The following is a 19,381-nucleotide window of genomic DNA, read 5'->3' on the forward strand; positions in this document are numbered from 1 at the left end:
TCCTGATGGACCGGCCCCGCCGTCGTTCGTCAGATTCCGCGGATCAGGGCCCGCGGCTCGACATGATCTGCTGGAACGCCGGGTCCTGGACGATCAGCGTCAGCACGAGAACGCTCGTGATCACGGTGGCCACCACCGCCCCGACGATCGGCACCCAGAACGCCATGCGCTTGCGCTTCACGAGCTCGAGCGAGATCCACGCGGCGAGCACGAAGACGACGATGTTCACGACGTTGACCGCGATGCCGATGACGGACGTCTGCGGCGTCACCTCGTAGGTGCCGCCCCCGAACAGCGCGTACGACTGGTTGATGGCCTGCGACGGATCCGCGTTCGCGCCGATGCTGCCGGCCACGTTCACGAGGCCCGCGGCGAGCAGGCCGACCGTGATGGCCGCGTCGAAGCGACGCGGTGCGCGGCGCGGCTCCTGGCCGGCGAGGTAGGCGGGGCGCTCCGGGCGGGTGCCCGGGGTGGACGCGGCGGGATCCGGCGTGGATGCGGTGCCCGGCGCACGGCGCGCGCCTCGGCGCTCGGCCGCGGCGGACTTCTCGGCGACGCGGCGGGCATCCGCCGCTGCCTTCTCGGCGTCGCGGCGCTCCGCCTGCTGGCGCTCGCGCGCGGCCTTGCGCTCCTCGGCCATCTGCTCGGCGAGGGTCTGCGGCGCGGCCGACCTGCCGGGCTTCTTGCCGCGGCCTGCGGACGCGGGGGCATCGCGCTCGGCCTGCGCCCGGCGGTACTCGGCGGCCTCCGCGACGATGCGCGCATCCGCCTCGGACAGCCCGGAGTCCTCCGACGACGAGGAAGAGGACGAGGTCGGCGACGCCGCGTACTCGCCGTAGCGCGGCGCGGGCCGACCGGGACGGCGCGTGCCGTCGTCGTCGCTCACGCGCGGGTGCGCCCGCCGATGGCGCGGGAGTCCGTGTTGCCGGACTGGTCCTTGCGCAGCTCCTTGGGGAGCGAGAAGACGAGGTCCTCCTCGGCCGTGACGACCGCGGTGACGTCGCCGTAGCCGGCGTCGGCCAGGTCGTCGAGCAGCTCCTGCACGAGGACCTCGGGCACGGACGCGCCGCTCGTGACGCCGACGGTGTTCACGCCGTCGAGCCACTCCTGCTTGACCTCGGACGCGTAGTCGACCCGGTACGACGCCTTGGCGCCGTACTCGAGCGCGACCTCGACGAGGCGGACGGAGTTGGAGCTGTTCGCGGATCCGATGACGATCACGAGGTCGGCGTCGACGGCGACCTTCTTGATGGCGACCTGGCGGTTCTGCGTGGCGTAGCAGATGTCGTCGCTCGGCGGGTCCTGCAGGTTCGGGAAACGGGCGCGGAGGCGGCGGACCGTCTCCATCGTCTCGTCGACCGAGAGCGTGGTCTGCGACAGCCAGACGAGGTTGTCGGGGTCCTTGACCTCGATCACGTCGGCGTGCTCCGGGGAGTTGACGACGATGGTCTGCTCGGGCGCCTCGCCCGCGGTGCCCTCGACCTCCTCATGGCCCTCGTGGCCGATGAGCAGGATCTGCATGTCGGCCTTCGCGAAGCGCACGGCCTCGCGGTGGACCTTGGTGACGAGCGGGCAGGTCGCGTCGATGGCCTGGAGGCCGCGGTCGGCCGCGCCCTGCACGACGGCAGGCGAGACGCCGTGCGCGCTGAAGACGACGTGGGCGCCCTCGGGGACCTCGTCGACCTCCTCCACGAAGATCGCGCCCATGCGCTCGAGCGTCGAGACGACGTGCACGTTGTGGACGATCTGCTTCCGGACGTAGACGGGGGCGCCGTAGCGCTCGAGGGCCTTCTCGACGGCCACGACGGCGCGGTCGACGCCGGCGCAGTAGCCGCGGGGGGCCGCGAGCAGGACCTTCTTGGGTCCTGCCACCGGGTTATCCTTGAGCCTGTTGCGGACGCCGGGCATCCGCGGCATCGACAGGCTGACGACGGGTGCTCCCACGAGTCGCTGGTCAGTGGTCGCTGTAGTCACAGTCCCGAGTCTAAGCGCCCGTGCTGGGCGACGAGTGGGGGAGCCATGAGCGAGACGCGCAGCGTGTCCATGCCCGCGGCGGATGCCCCGACGGTCGACGCGCCGTGGCCCGTCTCGGTGCTGTCCGGCAAGATCAAGGGCTGGATCGACCGGCTCGGCACCGCGTGGGTCGAGGGCGAGATCACCCAGTGGGGCGGATCCGGCGGCAACGTCTACGGGAAGCTCAAGGACCTCGACGTCGACGCCACCATCAGCTTCACCGTCTGGTCGTCGGTGCGCGCGAAGATCCCCGCCGACCTCGGCCAGGGTGCGCGCGTCGTCGCGCTCGTGAAGCCGAACTACTGGGTCAAGGGCGGCACGCTCACGATGCAGGTGCTGGAGATGCGCCACGTCGGCCTCGGCGACCTGCTCGAGCGGCTCGAGCGGCTGCGCCAGACGCTCCGCGCCGAGGGCCTGTTCGACGCCGACCGCAAGCATCGCCTGCCGTTCCTCCCCGGCTGCATCGGCCTCATCACGGGCAAGGACTCGGACGCCGAGAAGGACGTGCTCCGGAACGCGCAGCTGCGCTGGCCGAGCGTCCGCTTCCGCGTCGTGCACACCGCGGTGCAGGGCGACCGGGCCGCGGGCGAGGTCACGCGCGCCATCGGGGTGCTCGACGAGGATCCCGAGGTCGACGTCATCGTCATCGCGCGCGGCGGCGGCGACTTCCAGAACCTGCTCGTCTTCAGCGACGAGAAGCTGGTGCGCACGGCGGCCGCGTGCCGCACCCCGCTCGTGAGCGCCATCGGGCACGAGGCCGACCGGCCGCTGCTCGACGACGTGGCCGACCTCCGCGCATCCACCCCCACCGACGCCGCGAAGCGCGTCGTGCCGGACGTCTCCGAGGAGCTGTCCCGCGTGCAGCAGGCCCGCGCCCGGATCGGCATGCGCCTCACCTCGCAGGTGCGCGGCGAGATCGACCGCATCGAGCAGCTGCGGTCGCGGCCCGTGCTCGCGAGCACCGCGTGGATCGTCGACTCGCGCGCCGAGGAGCTCGGCCGCTACATCGCGCGATCCGCGGAGCTCGCCGGCCGCGTCGTCGAGCGCGGGATGCAGCAGACGAGCGAGCTGTCCCGGCAGCTGCGCACGCTCTCGCCGCAGCACGTGCTCGACCGCGGGTACGCCATCGTGCAGACGGCCGACGGATCCGCCCTCCGCGCCCCCGAGGACGCGCCCGACGGCACCGGCCTCGTGCTGCGGCTCGCCGACGGCGCGCTCGGCGCGACCTCCACCGGCTCCACCGACGACATCCCGTCGTCGGCCGCGCGGCTGCCCGCATCCCCCGCCCCGGACGCCCGGCCGGCGTCCGGCGCCGAAAGCTAGGATCACCCCCATGCCCACCAGCCCCGCCGACACCGGCGCACGCCTGCCCGACGTCTCCGAGCTCAGCTACGAGGAGGCGCGCGACGCGCTGGTGCGCGTCGTCAACGACCTCGAGCAGGGCGCGTCCACGCTCGAGGAGTCGATCGCCCTGTGGGAGCGCGGCGAGGCCCTCGCGGCCCGCTGCGAGGAGTGGCTGCTCGGCGCCAAGGCGCGGCTCGACGCCGCCCGCACCACCGCGTCCGACGCCGGCTGACCGTGGCGAAGGACCGCACCCCGAACGTCGTCGCCGAGCTCGGCCGACCGGAGACACCCGAGGAGACCGCCGCCCGCAAGGCCGCCGACTCCCGCCGCCACCGCGCCAAGCAGACGTTCCGCAACCTGCTCTACTCGCTGATCGTCACGGTCGCGACCGTCGCCGTGATCGTCGCGCTGGTCCCCCGCTCGAACACCACGATCCTCCCCGACGTCGACTACGGCGCCGCGGCCGCCGAGGCGCAGGGCGGCTTCCCGCAGACGCTCGTCGTGCCCGACCTGCCGACGGCGTGGAAGAGCAACGACGCGGAGATCCGCCCCGCTGGCCGCGACGGCGTGGCCGTCTGGTACATCGGCCTCATCACGCCGAGCAACCGCTACATCGGGATCTCGCAGGGCATCGACGCGAACCCCACCTGGCTCGACGAGACGCTGCAGTCGGCGCCCGAGGTGAGCTCCGAGGAGATCGGCGGCCTCGAGTGGACCCTGTACGACAACTCGCAGGCGGACGACCCGGGCAACGTCGTCCTGGCCGCGAGCGCCGTCGACGGCGACAGCACCTACGCGATCTACGGCACGGCCGACGCGAACGAGCTCCGCACCGCGATCGACGCGGTCGCCGCCGCGCGCACCGCCCCGGCGGGCACGACGCCGTCGCCCGCCGACGGCACCACCAGCATCACCGCACCGGAAGAGGGGATCGAGGGATGACCGATCAGGTCGAGACCGCGCAGGACGACGCCGTGCAGGCGCCCGCCGCCGTCTGGGCGGAGATGGTGGAGGGGAACGCGCGCTTCGTCGCCGGCACCCCCGAGCACCCGCGCCAGGACGTGGAGCGCCGCGCCGCGCTGGCCCACGTGCAGCGCCCGGTCGCCGCGCTCTTCGGCTGCAGCGACTCGCGCCTCGCGGCCGAGATCATCTTCGACAAGGGCCTCGGCGACCTCTTCGTGATCCGCAACGCGGGCCAGATCATCTCCGACTCCGTGCTCGGCAGCCTCGAGTACGCGGTCGCCGTGCTGGGCGTGCCGCTCATCGTGGTGCTCGGGCACGACGAGTGCGGTGCCGTGCGCGCCGCCATCGAGAGCGCGGCGCCCGGAGCAGAGGCGCTGCCGCCGCACATCGCGAACCTCATCGCGCCCATCGCGCCCGCCGTCCGCCGGGTCGCGGGCGACCACGTCGTCCCCTCCGAGGTCGACGCCGGCGAGGTCGGCCGCCAGCACCTGCGCGGCACGGTGACCCGCATGCTGGAGGCCTCCGAGATGATCTCCGACCGGGTGGCGGCCGGTAGCCTGGCCATCGTCGGCGCCAACTACAAGCTCCTCGAGGGCACCGCGGTGCCCGACGTCATCGTGGGCGACATCCCTCGCTAGAGGGCCTGTCCGCGCTGACCCCCTAGACCCCCGCGGCCCACGGGCCCGGGTGCATCACCCGTTCCCGAAGGAGAGAAGCAGCGTGGCCGACATCGCCCCAGGATCCCCGAGCAGCGCGGACGAGTTCCGCATCGAGCACGACACGATGGGCGAGGTGCGGGTCCCCCGGGATGCGCTGTACGCCGCCCAGACGCAGCGCGCCGTCGAGAACTTCCCCATCTCCGGCCGCGGCCTCGAGCCCGCGCAGATCCAGGCGCTCGCCCGCATCAAGCGCGCCGCCGCGATCGTCAACGGCGAGATGGGCATCATCGACGCCGACGTGTCGGCCGCCATCGTGTCCGCCGCGGACGAGGTGGCGGGCGGATCCCACCACGATCACTTCCCGATCGACGTGTACCAGACGGGCTCCGGCACGAGCTCGAACATGAACATGAACGAGGTCCTCGCGGCCCTCGCGACCGCGTCGCTCGGGAAGCCCGTGCACCCGAACGACCACGTCAACGCGTCGCAGTCGTCGAACGACGTCTTCCCGACGTCGGTGCACGTCGCCGTCACGGGCGCGCTCCTCGCGGAGCTGATCCCCGCGCTCGAGCACCTCGCGGAGGCCCTCGAGACGAAGGCCGAGGCATGGAAGGGGCTCGTCAAGGCGGGCCGCACGCACCTCATGGACGCGACCCCGGTCACGTTCGGGCAGGAGTTCGCCGGCTACGCGCGCCAGATCCGCCTCGGCATCGAGCGCGTGCGCACGGCGCTCCCCCGCGTCGCGGAGGTCCCGCTCGGCGGCACGGCCACCGGCACGGGCATCAACACGCCGCTCGGCTTCCCGCAGAAGGTCATCAAGGTGCTCGCGGACGACACCGGCCTGCCCGTCACCGAGGCGCTCGACCACTTCGAGGCCCAGGGCGCGCGCGACGGCCTCGTCGACGCCTCCGGCGCGCTGCGCACGCTCGCGGTGAGCCTCACCAAGATCTGCAACGACATCCGCTGGATGGGCTCGGGCCCGAACACGGGCCTCGGCGAGCTGCACATCCCCGACCTCCAGCCCGGGTCCTCGATCATGCCCGGCAAGGTCAACCCGGTGATCCCCGAGGCGGTGCTCATGGTGTGCGCGCGCGTCATCGGCAACGACGCCACCGTCGCGTGGGCGGGCGCCTCGGGCCTCTTCGAGCTCAACGTCGCGATCCCCGTCATGGGCTCGTCGCTGCTCGAGTCGATCCGCATCCTCGCGTCCTCCACGCGCCTGCTCGCCGACAAGACCGTCGACGGCCTGCGCGTCAACGAGGAGCACGCACGTGCGCTCGCGGAGTCGTCGCCGTCGATCGTCACGCCGCTGAACCGCATCATCGGCTACGAGGCCGCGGCGAAGATCGCCAAGCACTCGGTCGCGCAGAAGATGACCGTGCGCGAGGCCGTCGTCGACCTCGGCTACGTCGAGCGCGGCGAGATCACCGAGGAGCAGCTCGATGCGGGCCTCGACGTGCTGCGGATGACGGCGCCCGGCCTGTAGCCGCCGCTCGCCACGGACGTCGACGGGCGCCGATCCCCTCGGGGACCGGCGCCCGTCGTCATGCGCGGGGCAGGTGGATCACACGGGGTCGCCGTCGAGCAGCCCCGTGACGAGCGCCGCGATCGCGCTGCGCTCCGAGCGGGTGAGCGTGATGTGCCCGAACAGCTCGTGGCCCTTGAGCGTCTCGATGACGCTCGCGACGCCGTCGTGCCGGCCGACGCGGAGGTTGTCGCGCTGCGCCACGTCGTGCGTGAGCACCACGCGCGAGTTCTGGCCGATGCGGCTGAGCACCGTGAGCAGCACGTTCCGCTCGAGCGACTGCGCCTCGTCGACGATCACGAACGCGTCGTGCAGCGAGCGCCCGCGGATGTGGGTGAGCGGCAGAACCTCGAGGATCCCGCGCTCCACCACCTCGTCCATGACGTTCTGCGAGACGACCGAGCCGAGGGTGTCGAACACGGCCTGCGCCCACGGGTTCATCTTCTCGGCGGCGTCGCCCGGCAGGTAGCCGAGCTCCTGGCCCCCCACCGCGTACAGCGGCCGGAACACCATGATCTTGCGGTGCTGCTGCTTCTCCAGCACCGCCTCGAGCGCCGCGCAGAGGGCGAGCGCCGACTTGCCCGTGCCGGCGCTGCCGCCGAGGGACACGATCCCCACCTCGCGGTCGAGGAGCAGGTCGATCGCGAGCCGCTGCTCGGCCGAGCGGCCCTTGAGTCCGAACACCTCGCGGTCGCCGCGCACCAGGTTCACGGTGCCGCGGCGGACGACGCGCCCGAGGGCGGATCCGCGGTCGGAGTGCAGCACGACGCCCGTGTTCACGGGCAGGTCCTGCACGACGCGCGTCTGCAGCGACTCGCCGTCGTAGAGGTCGGCCATCTGCTCGCTGGAGAGGGTGACGTCGGCCATGCCGGTCCAGCCGCTGTCCACGGCCAGCTCGGCGCGGTACTCCTCCGCCTGCAGCCCGATGGAGGCGGCCTTCACGCGCAGCGGCATGTCCTTCGAGACGACCGTGACCGCGAGGCCCTCGGTCGACAGGTTGAGCGCGACCGCGAGGATCCGGGAGTCGTTGTCGCCGAGCTGCAGGCCGTTCGGGAGCGCGGACATGCTCGAGTGGTTGAGCTCCACCCGCAGCGTGCCGCCGGACTCGCCCACCTCGATGGGGAAGTCGAGCCGCTCGTGCTCCTCGCGGAGCTGGTCGAGGAGGCGCAGGGCCTGCCGCGCGAAGTAGCCGATCTCCGGGTCGTTCCGCTTCGACTCGAGCTCGGTGATCACGATGACCGGGATCACCACCGCGTGCTCGGCGAAGCGGAAGAGAGCCCGCGGGTCGGACAGGAGGACGGAGGTGTCGAGCACGTACGTGCGCTCGGCCTGCGGCGTCCCCTCCTGCCTGCTCGCGCGTCGTGCGGTGCTGCTCTGGCTGTCCATCGGGGCCACGGGCCACTCCATCCCCGAGCGGTCGCGCTCGGATCCTGACGGCGATCGGGCCACGGTGGCGAGAAGAGATCCTGCGGCCCTCTCGATCGGGCGCCATGCCCGATGAGTGCGAACCTACGTCGCCCACCGTCGACATGACCAGAGCGACGCGGGTCCGGATGTGTCGTGGACATTAACTCTTGCCCGGCGCGGCCGACCGAGCGCGTCCGCAGCCCGGATCGAGGGCCTCAGGAGCCGAAGCGGCGCTGGCGCGAGGAGTAGTCGCGCAAGGCCCGGAGGAAGTCGACCTCGCGGAGGTCCGGACCCAGCGCCTCCATGAAGTAGAGCTCGCTGTGCGCCGACTGCCACAGCATGAAGTCGCTGATGCGCTGCTCGCCCGAGGTGCGGATCACGAGGTCCGGATCCGGCTGCCCGCTCGTGTAGAGGTGCTCGCCGATGAGGTCGGGGGTGAGGAGCGCCGCGAGGTCCTCCAGCGTGCCGCCCGCGAGGTGGTGCTGCTGCACGATGCTGCGCATGGCGTCGGCGATCTCGGTGCGCCCGCCGTAGCCGACGGCCAGGTTGATGTGGAGCCCGGCGTTGCCCTTCGAGCGCTCCTCGGAGGCGTCGAGCCGGGCGATGAGCTCGGGCGGCAGGCCCTCGTCGGATCCGACGTGCTTGACGCGCCAGTCGCGGTGCCGGGAGAGGTCCTCCGCGAGCTCGCCGATGATGTCGATGAGCGCGGTGAGCTCGGCGCTGCCGCGGCCCGTGAGGTTGTCGGTCGAGAGCAGGTACAGCGTGGTGACCTTGATGTCGAGGTCGTCGCACCACTCGAGGAACTCGAGGAACTTGGCCGCCCCCGCGCGGTGCCCGTGCGCCGCGGACTCGAGCCCGAGCTGGCGGGCCCAGCGGCGATTGCCGTCGAGGATCATCGCGATGTGGTGCGGGAGGGCGTTCCGGTCGAGGCCGCGGCGGATGCGCTTCTGGTACGCCCGGTAGAGCAGACCGCGCCACGGTCGGATCGGCTTCTCTCGCACGGGGGCAACGCTATCCCACGCGCCCGGGAGCCGGATCGCCCTCCCGGCCGACGTCGTGCACTGCTGACCTACACTCGCAGGATGACGCGCGACGCCTCCTCACCCGGACCGCTCGGCAGCCCGGAGGATGCGTCGCCGGACGAGCAGGCGCCCGTCGCCCACCTCCCGCTCGTCGAGGATGCGCAGGACGCTGGCCCCGAGCCCAAGCCCACGTGGCGCGGCTGGCTGCACGCGGGCATGACCCCGGTGGCCCTCGTGCTCGGGATCGTGCTCATCGCGGCCGCCGACGGGGCCGCGGCGAAGATCGCCTGCGCCGTGTTCGTGGCGTCGTCCCTGCTGCTGTTCGGCGTCTCGGCCGTGTACCACCGGTTCGACTGGTCGCCGCGGGCGAGGATCCTCCTCAAGCGGATGGACCACGCCAACATCTTCCTGCTCATCGCGGGCTCGTACACGCCCATCACGGTCCTCGCGCTGCCGCACGACAAGTCGGTGCTGCTGCTCTGGCTCGTGTGGTCGGGCGCGGCGATCGGCGTGCTGTTCCGCGTGCTCTGGATCCACGCCCCGCGCTGGCTCTACGTGCTGCTCTACCTCGTGCTCGGCTACGCCTCGCTCGTGTTCATCGTCGACTTCTTCCGCGCCGACGCGGCAATGATGACGCTCATCCTCGCGGGCGGCCTCGCCTACACGGTCGGCGCGGTCGCGTACGCGCTGAAGCGGCCGAATCCCTGGCCCGGCCGCTTCGGCTTCCACGAGATCTTCCACGCGTTCACCCTCGTGGCGTTCCTCTGCCACTGGACGGGGATCCTGCTGGTGGCGACGCACCCGCCGGTCGTCTGACCGGAGCTCGGCCCCGTCCGCGGACCCGCGGTCAGGCGCCCGAGCGCCCGAAGCCGGGGAACCGCGCGACGAACCCCGGGTGCGCCGCGAGCAGCTCGCGTGCGTACCGGGGGTGGTTCGCCGTGGTCGCGTCCACGTCGAGGTCCACGATGCGGCGCACCTCGCCCGGTCCCTCGAGGAGGGACGCGTGCACGCGGAGCCCCGCGTCGTGCAGCCCGTCCACGAGCGATCGCGTGAGACCGCGCCACGGCAGCATGATGGTGCGCGCCCGCGTGGGCGCGACCGCATCGCGCCACTCGCCGTCGATGTCGGCGACGAGCAGGCCCGTGCCGCGCGGGAGGTCGGGCAGCCCGGCCATCACGTCCACGAGCGCCTGCGGGTGGAAGCTGATGACCGTGCAGCGTGCCCGGTCGGCGTCGCCGCGGGCGCGCAGGAGCGCGACCAGGGGTCCCGCCGCTGCCGGCGCCTTCACCTCCACCTGCACGAGGCCACGCGTGCGGTCGAGCACCTCGTCGAGGGTCGGCACGCGCTGGCCCGAGCCGAGGTCCACCGAGCGGACCTCGGCCAGCGTCAGCTCCTCGACGGGCGTGTCGAGGTGCGGGCAGGGTGCCGCCGCCGTGCGTTCGAGCGTGCGGTCGTGCAGGACGACCACCTGCCCGTCGCGCGTGAGGCGCACGTCGAGCTCGATCTCGTCCGCCCCGGCCCGCTCCGCCGTCGTGAACGACAGCATCGTGTTCTCCGGGCAGTCCGCCATGCTGCCGCGGTGGCCCGCCAGCAGGAAGGTGCGCGGAGCGCCGGTCACAGGTACGGCTCGACGTTCTCCGTGTAGGCGGACGTGAGCTGCGTCGCGGCGGCCGGGAACACGGCGGCCGGGTCGGCGTCCTGCGTGAGGATCTGCGACCAGGGCTGCTGCAGGTAGGTGTCGCCGTTCGGGATCAGCGTGCGCGCCCAGTCCTGCGAGCGCACGTGGTCGAGGCTGTCGTACACGGTGCGGAAGGCCGGGTTCGACGCCCAGAAGCCCGTGAGGTCGGTCGACTCGCCCGCCGAGGTGCGGGAGGGCGCATAGCCGGTCTTCTTCGCCAGGGCGACCTGCTGGTCGACTTCGGTCAGGTGCTTGATGAACATGGCGGCGGCGAGCTGCTGCTCCTTGGTCTTGCTGCCGATGACCGCGAGGCCCGTGCCGCCCGTGGGGACGAACTGGCCCTGGGGGCCGCCCGGCAGCACGCCCGTGCCGATGGGGAACTTCGCGCTCGCGGTGACGATGCCGACCGCGCCCGCCGAGGCGATGGTGCAGGGCGCGAGCCCGCCCGCGAAGTCGACCGCGGTGTCGCCGCTGGCCGCCGCGACGTTCGCGATCTTGGAGTCGAAGACGAGGCCACGCGCGTATCCGGCCGCCTCGAGCGTCTCGGGCTGGTCGAGCTTCAGGTCCCAGCCGTCGGAGTACTGGCCGCCACGGCCCCAGAGGACGTTGCTCATCGCCCAGGTGCCGATGGATCCCTGCGGCAGGCGCACCGCGGGGTTGCCGCCGGTGGCCTTCATGATCGCGGGCGCCCACTCCTCGAGCTCGGCCCAGGTGTCGGGCGCGCGGTCCGGGAGGCCGGCCTTCTGCCAGATCGACTTGTCGTAGTAGAAGATCGGCGTCGAGCGGGCGTACGGCACCGCGTAGCGCGCTCCGTTGTAGAGGTAGTCGTCGAGGAACACCTTGTTGAAGTCGTCGACCTCGAAGCCGAGGTGCGACATGAGGCCGTCCATCGCGATGGACTGCTTGTTCACCATGTAGCGGAACCACCAGGTGTCGCTGGCGTTCACCATGTCGGGCATGCTGTCGGTGCCCGCGGCCGCCTGCAGCTTCTGCGCGATCTCGTCGTAGCTCGCGCCACCGGTCACCACGTTCACGGTGATGCCGGTCTTGGCGAGGAAGTCCGCCGCGAACTGGGCCTCGAGGTCGGAGGTCTGGCCGGGGTGCGTGGTCCACCACGTGATGTCGGTGGCGGGCTGGATCCCGTCCCAGTCGGTGTCGGGGGCCGCGGTGGCCGCCGTGTCGCCGCCGACCGACGGGCCGGAGCAGGCGGCGAGCATCGCGGTGCCGCCGAGGACGGCGCCGAGCTTCAGCACGCTGCGGCGGTCGAACGGGCGGGCGGCGAAGCCGCCGAGGGCCGAGCGGGGATCGATGGGCATGGTTCTCCTGGGTTCGGGATGCGGGTCGTGCGGGAGGGGATGGGGCGGGGAGGAAGGGGCGTCAGCCGGTCACTGCGCCGGCGGTGAGGCCGCCGACGATGCGCCGCTGGAAGACGAGGAATACGGCGAGCACAGGGATCGTCACGATGACGGTGCCCGCCATGAGCACGCCCCAGTTGGTGATGCCCGTGGTGTCCTGGAGCAGGGTCAGGCCGACGGGCAGCGTCATCATGCGCGGGTCGGTGGTGACGAGGAGCGGCCAGAGGTAGTCGTTCCACTCGCCGACGATGGAGACCAGCGCGACCGCGGCGATCGTGGGGCCCGACATGGGGATCACGAACGACCACAGGCGGCGGAGGTGCCCGGCCCCGTCCATGGAGGCGGCCTCGAGCACGGAGCCCGGCAGCGTGAGGAAGTGCTGGCGGAACAGGAACGTGCCGTACGCGCTCGCGACCCCGGGGAGGATGAGGCCCGGGTAGGTGTTGATCCAGCCGAGGCCGGCGATGACCTGGTAGTTCGGGATCATCACGATCTGCTGGGGCACGAGGAGCGCGAGGATCACGACGCCGAACCACACGTTCTTGAACGGCACGCGGATGAAGACCAGCGCATAGGCGGTCATCAGGCCGAGCAGCACCTTGAGGCCCGAGCCCGCGATCGTCTTGATGAGGCTGTTGGTCGCGAGCGTGGAGAACGAGACGGTGTCGGACGCGGTGGCGTAGTTCGTCGGGGCGAAGGACGACGGCAGGAGCTTCAGCGGCAGCGAGTAGATCTCGCCGAAGTCCTTGAAGCTCGTGAGCACCATCCAGACGAGCGGCAGGAGCATGACGACCACCGCGAGGGCGAGCGCGAGGTAGGTGCCGGCGAGGGGCGGGCGGGAGGATCCGGACGCGTCCGGGCGGCGGCCGCCGGAGCGCGGACGACGCGACCCTGCGGTCGCCCCCGCGGGCTCGGGACGGGCGAGGGTCGTGGTCACGAGTAGTGCACCTTCCGCTGGACGATCACGAGCTGGACGAGCGTGACGACGAGCAGCACGAGGAAGAGGATCGTGGCGACGGCGGACGAGTAGCCCGCCCGTCCGGCCACGAAGCCCTCGTGGTAGATCTGGTACATCATCGTGGTGGTCCCCTGCAGCGGCCCGCCCTTGGTCATGGCGCTGATGAGGTCGAAGGTCTGCAGCGAGCTCAGCAGCGTGGTCACGCTGAGGAAGAACGTGGTCGGGCTGAGCAGCGGCAGCACCACGCGGAGGAACGTCCGCACGCGTCCGGCGCCGTCGAGGGCGGCCGCGTCGAGCAGGTCCTTCGGCACCGCCTGGAGGCCCGCGAGGTAGATGAGCGCGCAGTAGCCGAGGTCGCGCCATACCTGCACGGTGGTGACCATGGCGAGGGCGGCGCCCGGGTCGCTGTACCAGTCGGGCGACGGGAGCCCGACGAACTGGAGGCCCGCCGAGATCAGGCCGAAGTTCGGGTCGAAGACGTAGAGCCAGAGGAAGCCGACTGCCACGCCGGAGAGCACGTACGGCGCGACGATGATGGTGCGCACGGGCCCGCGCAACCGGATCCGCCTGTTGAGCAGCACCGCGACGCAGAGCCCCAGCGCCATCGAGCCGACCACCGTCACTCCGGTGAAGATCAGCGTGACCCGGATGACGGTGGGCGTCTGCGGGTCCTGGAACCACGCGACGTAGTTGGCGAGGCCGACCTCGCGGGCCACCGAGGATCCGATGTTCCACTGCAGCGTCGAGTAGTAGAAGGACTCGAGCAGGGGCTTGTAGGTGAAGACCGCGAGCAGCAGCACGTTCGGACCGACGAAGGCGAGGAACAGCAGGCCGTCGCGCAGTCGGCCCGGGCGACGACGGCGCGGTCGCAGCGCGGCGGACGCACGCGCGGCCGCCGGTGGGGTCGGGGCCGATGCCGCTCCGGGCGGCGGTGCGACCCGGGCGGGCGCGGGGGCATGCGTCATGTCGGGCTCCTCATGCGGCTCACGAGAGGGAACGTTCCCTCCGCGCCTCGCAAACGTAGGCAGGGATGGTTAATCGCGGACGACCAGCTCGTGACGAGCGGGGGGACGGGCGACGGCCGGCGTCCCCCTCATGGGGGACGGGCGACGGGGACGGGTCAGCCGGTCGAGGTCGGCGCGGATCGCGCGTGCACCATCCGCTCGAGGCCCGAGCTGGCCATGTCGGCCCGCGCGGACGACGGCGAGGCGCTCACCGCGGGCGCGGGCGTCGGTCCGACGCGGCCTGCGGGTCGAGGGCGTGGTGGAGGGCACGGCGGTGGAGCTCCGATCTCGGGTGGAGCCCGAGACTAAGGAGCGGAAGGAGCGGCGGGACGCGCGGGTCCACAGGGATCGGACGGACGCGCCCCCGGGCGGGGGCGCCGTTCAGCCGCGGGGTGGGGCGCTCGCTCAGGCGCGGGGCGGGGCGCCTGTCAGGCGCGGGGCGGGACCGCGGGATCGTCCGGATCCACGGTGCCGGCGTCGCCCGCCGCGGTGCCCGTCGTCCGGCGGTCGCGCTCGGGCGCGGCGTCGCGGGCGAGGTCCGCCTCGAGCTTCTCCGCCTCCAGCCGGCCGCGGATCTCCTCGCGGTAGCGGGTGCGGCGGATCCGGCGGGTCATGTCGACCATGAGCAGCAGCACCATGACGGCCACGAAGAAGATCGCGATGAAGCCGACCGGGCCGGGCGAGACGGTGTCCGGGTCGAACTCCGCGCTGGGCGTGGGGCTCGGGGTGGTGACCGCCGCGGCGACGCGCAGGACGATGTCGGCGCCCATCACGCGACGGCCGCCTGCTCGTCGTCGACGATGCCGGCGAAGAGGTCGTGCTCCTCGTCGGGCGCGGCGACGCGCGACTCCACGAGCTGGAAGTCCTCGAACGGCCAGGCCCGCTGCTGCAGGTCGCGCGGCCAGCGGAAGAACGAGCTGTCGGGCGCCACCTGGCTCGCGTGCGAGAGCAGGGCGCGGTCGCGGGCCTCGAAGTGGTCGGCGACGTGCACGTGCGTGGTCGCGAGGTCGGGACGGTCGCCCATCCAGCCGAGCATCTCGTCGACGGCCTCGAGCATCTCCGGAGCGGCGTCGCCGGCGACCAGGTGCTCGCGCACGGCGCGGAGCTTGGCGCCGTTGAAGATCCGGTCGAAGTAGAGCTTGGAGATCTCCCACGGCTCGCCCGCGTCGGGGTACGAGCCCGCGACGCCGGACTCGCGCCACGCCTCCATCGCGACCACGTGCGCCTGGATGTGGTCGGGGTGCGGGTAGCCGCCGTTCTCGTCGTACGCCACGAGCACGTGCGGGCGGAACTCGCGCACCAGGCGGATGAGCGGCTCGGCCGAGACCTCCACCGGGATGCTCGCGAACGACGCCGGCGGCAGGGAGCCGTCCTCGCGCGCCATGCCCGAGTCGACGTAGCCGAGCCAGCGGTGCTGCACGCCCATGACGGCCTGCGCGCGCGCCATCTCGATGCGGCGGAGACCCGGCAGGTCGCGCTCGGCCATCGCGCGCTCGGCGAGGCCCTCGTTGAGGATGTCGCCGGCCTCGCCGCCCGTGCAGCTGACGACCATGACCTCGGCGCCCTGGCGCGTGTAGTGGGCGTACGTCGCCGCGCCCTTGCTGGACTCGTCGTCGGGGTGGGCGTGCACGGCCATGAGGCGCAGGGTCACGGGGCTCCAAGGGTGGGGAAGGTAGTCTGGATCCCCAGAGTACAAGGTGCGTGTGAGGAGATCGCCGTGACGACCGAGTCCCGCTCCCCCGCCCCCGCGGCGCCGCACGCGCACGACGACGAGACCGTCGAGCACCGCGTCCCCGCGCCCCGATCGAGCGCCGCGCTCGACGAGCGGTACGGGCGCACGCGGCCCGCCCGGATCCGCCAGCGCTGGCTCTACGGCACCGCAGGCGGCCTCGTCGCGCTGGTGTTCGGCGCGTGGGTGCTGTGGGCGGGGCTCGACCAGGCGTCGGGGAACGTCGACGCGACCGACCGCGCGTTCGACATCGTCGACGCCCGCACCATCGACGTCACCTTCTCCGTCGTGATGCCCGCTGGCACCCGGGCCTTCTGCGCGGTGCAGGCGCAGGACGAGCAGCGCTCCATCGTCGGATGGAAGGTCGTCGAGCTGCCGGCCCAGGACGGCTTCGAGCGCATGGAGACGGTGCGCCTCCGCACCACCGGTCCCGCGGTGACCGGGTTGATCCACAGCTGCTGGCCCGCCTAGAGTGGGGGATTCGCCTCGACGGTTCCGTCGGGGCGTCCGTGCGAGTGCAAGGAGTCCATCGTGGCGCAGGAGCAGGCAGTCACCTGGCTGACCCAGGAGGCGTTCGACCGCCTCAGCAGGGAGCTCGACACCCTCAGCGTGCAGGGCCGCGAGGAGATCGCGAAGAAGATCGAGATCGCCCGCGAGGAGGGCGACCTCAAGGAGAACGGCGGCTACCACGCCGCCAAGGAGGAGCAGGGCAAGATCGAGGCGCGCATCCGCCAGCTCACGCAGCTGCTGCGGACGGCCGAGGTCGGCGACGCCCCCGAGAGCCACGGCGTCGTGGAGCCCGGCACGGTCGTCACCGCGCTCATCGCCGGCGACGAGACGAAGTTCCTGCTCGGCAACCGCGAGATCGCGGGCGACAGCGACCTCGACGTCTACAGCGAGCAGTCGCCGCTCGGGGCCGCCATCATCGGCTGGGAGGTCGGGCAGAAGGGCGCGTACACCGCGCCGAACGGCCGCGAGATCCCCGTCGAGATCCAGGCCGTGGAGAACTACACGCCGTAGGGCGAGCGCAACGACGACGAGGGGCGCGGACCGCATGGTCCGCGCCCCTCGTCGCGTGCAGGCCGCTCAGTCGCGCTGGAGGCGCGGGTCGTAGCCCGCGTCGCGCAGGCGCTGGACGACCTCGCCCGTGTGCTCGGGTCCGCGCGTCTCGACGCTCACCTCGAGCTCGACCTCGCTGATCTGCAGGCCGCGGCCGTGGCGCGTGTGCAGCACCTCGACGACGTTCGCGTTCGCCTCGGAGATGATCTGCGAGGTGCGCGCGAGCTGGCCCGGCCGGTCGGGCAGCATGATCCGCAGCTTCACGTAGCGGTCGCTCGCGGCGAGGCCGCGGCTGATCACGCGCTCCATCATGAGCGGGTCGATGTTGCCGCCCGAGAGGATCACGACGGTGCGGCCGGCATCCGTCACGAGTCCCGCCAGGATCGCCGCGACGCCCACGGCGCCCGCGGGCTCGACCACGAGCTTGGCGCGCTCGAGCAGCAGCAGCAGGGCGCGCGCGGTGTCGTCGTCCTCGACCGTGACGACCTCGTCGACGCTCTCGCGGATGATGTCGAAGTTGAGCAGGCCCGGCTTCGCGACCGCTATGCCGTCGGCGATGGTCGGCGTGATCTCGATCTCGGTCGCGCGGCCCGCGGCGAGGGACGGCGGGTAGGCGGCGGCGTTGCGCGCCTGCACGCCGACGACGCGGATCGTGCGGCCCTCCTGGGCGGCGCGCAGCTTGAGCGCGGTCGCGACGCCGGAGATCAGGCCACCGCCACCGATCGGCACGACGACCGTCTCCACGTCGGGCGTCTGGTCGAGGATCTCGAGGCCGAGCGTGGCCTGGCCGGTGATGACGTCCTCGTGGTCGAACGGCGGGATGAGCACCGCGCCCGTCTGCGCGGCGAACTCGGCGGCGGCGAGGAGCGGCTCCGCGACCGTGTGCCCGCGCAGGATGACCTCGGCCCCGTACTGGCGCGTGGCCTGGAGCTTGGGGAGCGCGACACCGACCGGCATGAAGATCGTGGCGCGGATCCCGAGCTCGCGAGCGGCGAACGCGACGCCCTGCGCGTGGTTGCCGGCCGACGCGGCCACGACGCCGCGCGCCTTCTCCTCGTCGGTGAGGCGCGAGATGCGGTTGTACGCGCCGCGGATCTTGTACGACCCGGTGCGCTGCAGGTTCTCGCACTTGAGGTGCACGGGGCTGCCGAGGATCTCCGCGAGGAACCGCGACGACTCCATCGGCGTCACCTCGGCGACGCGGCTGACGACCTCGCGGGCGGCCTCGATGCGCGCGAGCGTCGGCGCGGATCCGCGCGGCAGCTCCCCGGCGAGCGCCGCGGCCTCCTCCCCCAGCTGCGACGGGTCGAGCTCGTCGCCGACGGCGCGCAGGTGCGGCAGGTCGGCGTGCGGCGCGGCGGCAGCCTCTTCGGCGGGGGTCCGGGCGGGTGCGGCGTCGGTCATCGGGTGGGCTTCCTCGGGTTCGGGCGGCGGGTGGCGTGCGCGGCGTCGGCGGGGACCGCGGGAGGCGGCGGCTCGGGCTGCCCCCGCCACGCCCCGCTGGCGACGTGCTTGACCATGGAGTTGACGGTCGCGACGAGAGGCACGGCGAAGAAGGTGCCCGCGATGCCGGCGACCATGCCGCCGGCCGCCACCGAGAGCACGACCGCGAGCGGGTGCACCTTGACGACCGAGCCCATGATGAGCGGCTGGAGGACGTGGCCCTCGACCTGCTGCACGAGGAGCACGATGCCGACCATGATGAGCGCCTGCGTCAGCCCGTTGTAGACGAGCGCCACGAACACGGCGAGCGCGCCCGTGACGACCGCGCCGACGATCGGGATGAACGAGCCGAGGAAGACGAGCACGCCGATGGGGATCGCGAGCGGCACCCCGATGATCGCGGCGCCCCCGGCGATGCCGACCGCGTCGATGAGGGCGACGAGCACCTGCACCTTCACGAAGTTCTGCAGCGTGCTCCAGCCGGCCCGGCCCGCGCCGTCGACCGCGGGACGCGCGAGCCGCGGGAACAGCCGCACGACCCAGCGCCACATGCCCGCGCCGTCGATGAGGATGAAGAGGGTCGAGAACAGCACGAGCAGCACGCCCGTGAGCACGTGGCCGAGCGACGAGGTGACGGACAGCGCGCCGCTGAGGAGCGCGCCCGCATCCCGCTGCACGGCGTCGACCGCCTGCGCGTACGCGTCGTTGAGCTGCTGCTCGGAGAGCTGGAGCGGCCCGTCGGTGAGGAAGCCGCGGAGGTCTGCGTAGCGGGTGAGCGTCTGCGCGCGGAGGGAGTCGTACTGGCCGATGATCTGCGTGGTCACGAGGTAGACCAGGGCGGCGACCGCGACGATCACGCCGATCTCGGAGATCGCGACGGCCAGCCACTTGGGCACGTGGTGGCGCTGCATCCAGTTCGAGATGGGGACGAGCAGGGCCGCGAGCACGATGGCGAGGAACAGCGGGATGACGACGTACTCCAGCTGGATCACGAGCCACGCCACGACCCCGAGCACGCCGAGGATGAGGAGCAGCCGCCAGGCCCACGCGCCCGCGATGACCATCCCGGGCGGCACGGTCTCGGCGACGGTGCGCGCGACGGGCTGGACGGAGTCGATGTCGGGCTCGGCGGGCCGCTCGGCCGCGCGGGCGGCTGCCGCGGCGCGCGCACGGGATCGCTGGCCGAAGATCATGCTGGGAGTCTAGGACGGGCCTCCCGTGC

Annotated in this window: 20 protein-coding genes; 8 read left to right on the top strand and 12 right to left on the bottom strand. The window is 72.4% G+C overall.

Annotation, left to right across the window (positions count from 1 at the left end; genetic code table 11):
* Positions 1-43 precede the first annotated feature (43 nt).
* Both NL142_RS11635 and NL142_RS11640 read right to left on the bottom strand, forming a co-directional pair.
* Entirely contained in the window at positions 44-886 is an 843-nt protein-coding gene (locus tag NL142_RS11635) for a DUF6264 family protein (RefSeq protein WP_435079677.1), read from the bottom strand.
* A complete protein-coding gene (locus tag NL142_RS11640) occupies positions 883-1,917 on the bottom strand; it encodes a 4-hydroxy-3-methylbut-2-enyl diphosphate reductase (protein WP_041465029.1) in 1,035 nt (344 codons plus the stop codon). The genes NL142_RS11635 and NL142_RS11640 overlap by 4 nt, the downstream gene beginning before the upstream one ends.
* 102 nt (positions 1,918-2,019) lie before the next feature.
* Between NL142_RS11640 and xseA the strand changes: the two genes are divergently transcribed.
* From xseA to NL142_RS11665, 5 genes are all read left to right on the top strand, one after another.
* Positions 2,020-3,336 (top strand): exodeoxyribonuclease VII large subunit, encoded by a 1,317-nt coding sequence (xseA, locus tag NL142_RS11645; RefSeq protein ID WP_435079679.1) that lies wholly within the window; start codon positions 2,020-2,022, stop codon positions 3,334-3,336.
* 10 nt (positions 3,337-3,346) lie between these two features.
* Positions 3,347-3,589, top strand: coding sequence for an exodeoxyribonuclease VII small subunit (locus NL142_RS11650; protein WP_012038920.1), 243 nt, complete (start codon positions 3,347-3,349; stop codon positions 3,587-3,589).
* 2 nt (positions 3,590-3,591) lie between these two features.
* On the top strand, positions 3,592-4,299 hold the full coding sequence (locus NL142_RS11655) for a DUF4245 domain-containing protein (RefSeq protein ID WP_435079682.1): 708 nt from the start codon (positions 3,592-3,594) through the stop codon (positions 4,297-4,299).
* Entirely contained in the window at positions 4,296-4,958 is a 663-nt protein-coding gene (locus tag NL142_RS11660; protein WP_435079684.1) for a carbonic anhydrase, read from the top strand. Before NL142_RS11655 ends, NL142_RS11660 begins: the two co-directional genes overlap by 4 nt.
* 82 nt (positions 4,959-5,040) lie before the next feature.
* Entirely contained in the window at positions 5,041-6,465 is a 1,425-nt protein-coding gene (locus NL142_RS11665; RefSeq protein WP_435079686.1) for a class II fumarate hydratase, read from the top strand.
* Between the two features lie 78 nt (positions 6,466-6,543).
* Here NL142_RS11665 and NL142_RS11670 read toward each other — a convergent pair whose 3' ends face one another.
* On the bottom strand, positions 6,544-7,890 hold the full coding sequence (locus tag NL142_RS11670) for an RNA 5'-3' helicase PhoH2 (protein ID WP_043561848.1): 1,347 nt from the start codon (positions 7,888-7,890) through the stop codon (positions 6,544-6,546).
* 236 nt (positions 7,891-8,126) lie between these two features.
* On the bottom strand, positions 8,127-8,912 hold the full coding sequence (locus NL142_RS11675; protein WP_160482800.1) for an isoprenyl transferase: 786 nt from the start codon (positions 8,910-8,912) through the stop codon (positions 8,127-8,129).
* Between the two features lie 81 nt (positions 8,913-8,993).
* Between NL142_RS11675 and trhA the strand changes: the two genes are divergently transcribed.
* Positions 8,994-9,749, top strand: coding sequence for a PAQR family membrane homeostasis protein TrhA (gene trhA / locus NL142_RS11680; protein WP_194684776.1), 756 nt, complete (start codon positions 8,994-8,996; stop codon positions 9,747-9,749).
* A gap of 31 nt (positions 9,750-9,780) precedes the next feature.
* Here the strand turns inward: trhA and NL142_RS11685 are convergent, their stop codons facing one another.
* The 6 genes from NL142_RS11685 to mca form a co-directional block, all read right to left on the bottom strand.
* Positions 9,781-10,551 carry a glycerophosphodiester phosphodiesterase gene (locus NL142_RS11685; protein WP_435079689.1) on the bottom strand — a complete coding sequence of 257 codons (771 nt, stop codon included), beginning with the start codon at positions 10,549-10,551 and terminating at the stop codon, positions 9,781-9,783.
* Positions 10,548-11,927 (bottom strand): extracellular solute-binding protein, encoded by a 1,380-nt coding sequence (locus NL142_RS11690; protein WP_194684778.1) that lies wholly within the window; start codon positions 11,925-11,927, stop codon positions 10,548-10,550. The genes NL142_RS11685 and NL142_RS11690 overlap by 4 nt, the downstream gene beginning before the upstream one ends.
* 61 nt (positions 11,928-11,988) lie before the next feature.
* The gene (locus tag NL142_RS11695) at positions 11,989-12,903 is read right to left on the bottom strand and encodes a carbohydrate ABC transporter permease (RefSeq protein ID WP_435079691.1); all 915 of its coding nucleotides are present in this window, start codon (positions 12,901-12,903) and stop codon (positions 11,989-11,991) included.
* Positions 12,900-13,889 carry a carbohydrate ABC transporter permease gene (locus NL142_RS11700; protein WP_435079693.1) on the bottom strand — a complete coding sequence of 330 codons (990 nt, stop codon included), beginning with the start codon at positions 13,887-13,889 and terminating at the stop codon, positions 12,900-12,902. The genes NL142_RS11695 and NL142_RS11700 overlap by 4 nt, the downstream gene beginning before the upstream one ends.
* A gap of 467 nt (positions 13,890-14,356) precedes the next feature.
* Complete coding sequence (locus NL142_RS11705; RefSeq protein WP_435081596.1) at positions 14,357-14,698, bottom strand: hypothetical protein; 342 nt, start codon at positions 14,696-14,698, stop codon at positions 14,357-14,359.
* Entirely contained in the window at positions 14,698-15,579 is an 882-nt protein-coding gene (mca, locus tag NL142_RS11710; protein ID WP_181036622.1) for a mycothiol conjugate amidase Mca, read from the bottom strand. The genes NL142_RS11705 and mca overlap by 1 nt, the downstream gene beginning before the upstream one ends.
* Positions 15,580-15,645: 66 nt before the next feature.
* Here mca and NL142_RS11715 point away from each other — a divergent pair, with 66 nt between their 5' ends.
* Positions 15,646-16,128, top strand: a complete 483-nt coding sequence (locus tag NL142_RS11715; RefSeq protein ID WP_194684783.1) for a DUF4307 domain-containing protein — start codon at positions 15,646-15,648, stop codon at positions 16,126-16,128.
* Positions 16,129-16,188: 60 nt separating this feature from the next.
* The gene (gene greA / locus NL142_RS11720) at positions 16,189-16,677 is read left to right on the top strand and encodes a transcription elongation factor GreA (RefSeq protein WP_012299701.1); all 489 of its coding nucleotides are present in this window, start codon (positions 16,189-16,191) and stop codon (positions 16,675-16,677) included.
* A gap of 66 nt (positions 16,678-16,743) precedes the next feature.
* Here greA and ilvA read toward each other — a convergent pair whose 3' ends face one another.
* On the bottom strand, positions 16,744-18,120 hold the full coding sequence (gene ilvA, locus NL142_RS11725; RefSeq protein ID WP_435079697.1) for a threonine ammonia-lyase: 1,377 nt from the start codon (positions 18,118-18,120) through the stop codon (positions 16,744-16,746).
* Entirely contained in the window at positions 18,117-19,352 is a 1,236-nt protein-coding gene (locus NL142_RS11730; RefSeq protein WP_194684785.1) for an AI-2E family transporter, read from the bottom strand. Before NL142_RS11730 ends, ilvA begins: the two co-directional genes overlap by 4 nt.
* Between the last annotated feature and the right edge of the window lie 29 nt (positions 19,353-19,381).

The sequence above is a fragment of the Clavibacter quasicaliforniensis genome, assembly GCF_051201715.1.
Lineage (GTDB): Bacteria > Actinomycetota > Actinomycetes > Actinomycetales > Microbacteriaceae > Clavibacter > Clavibacter seminis.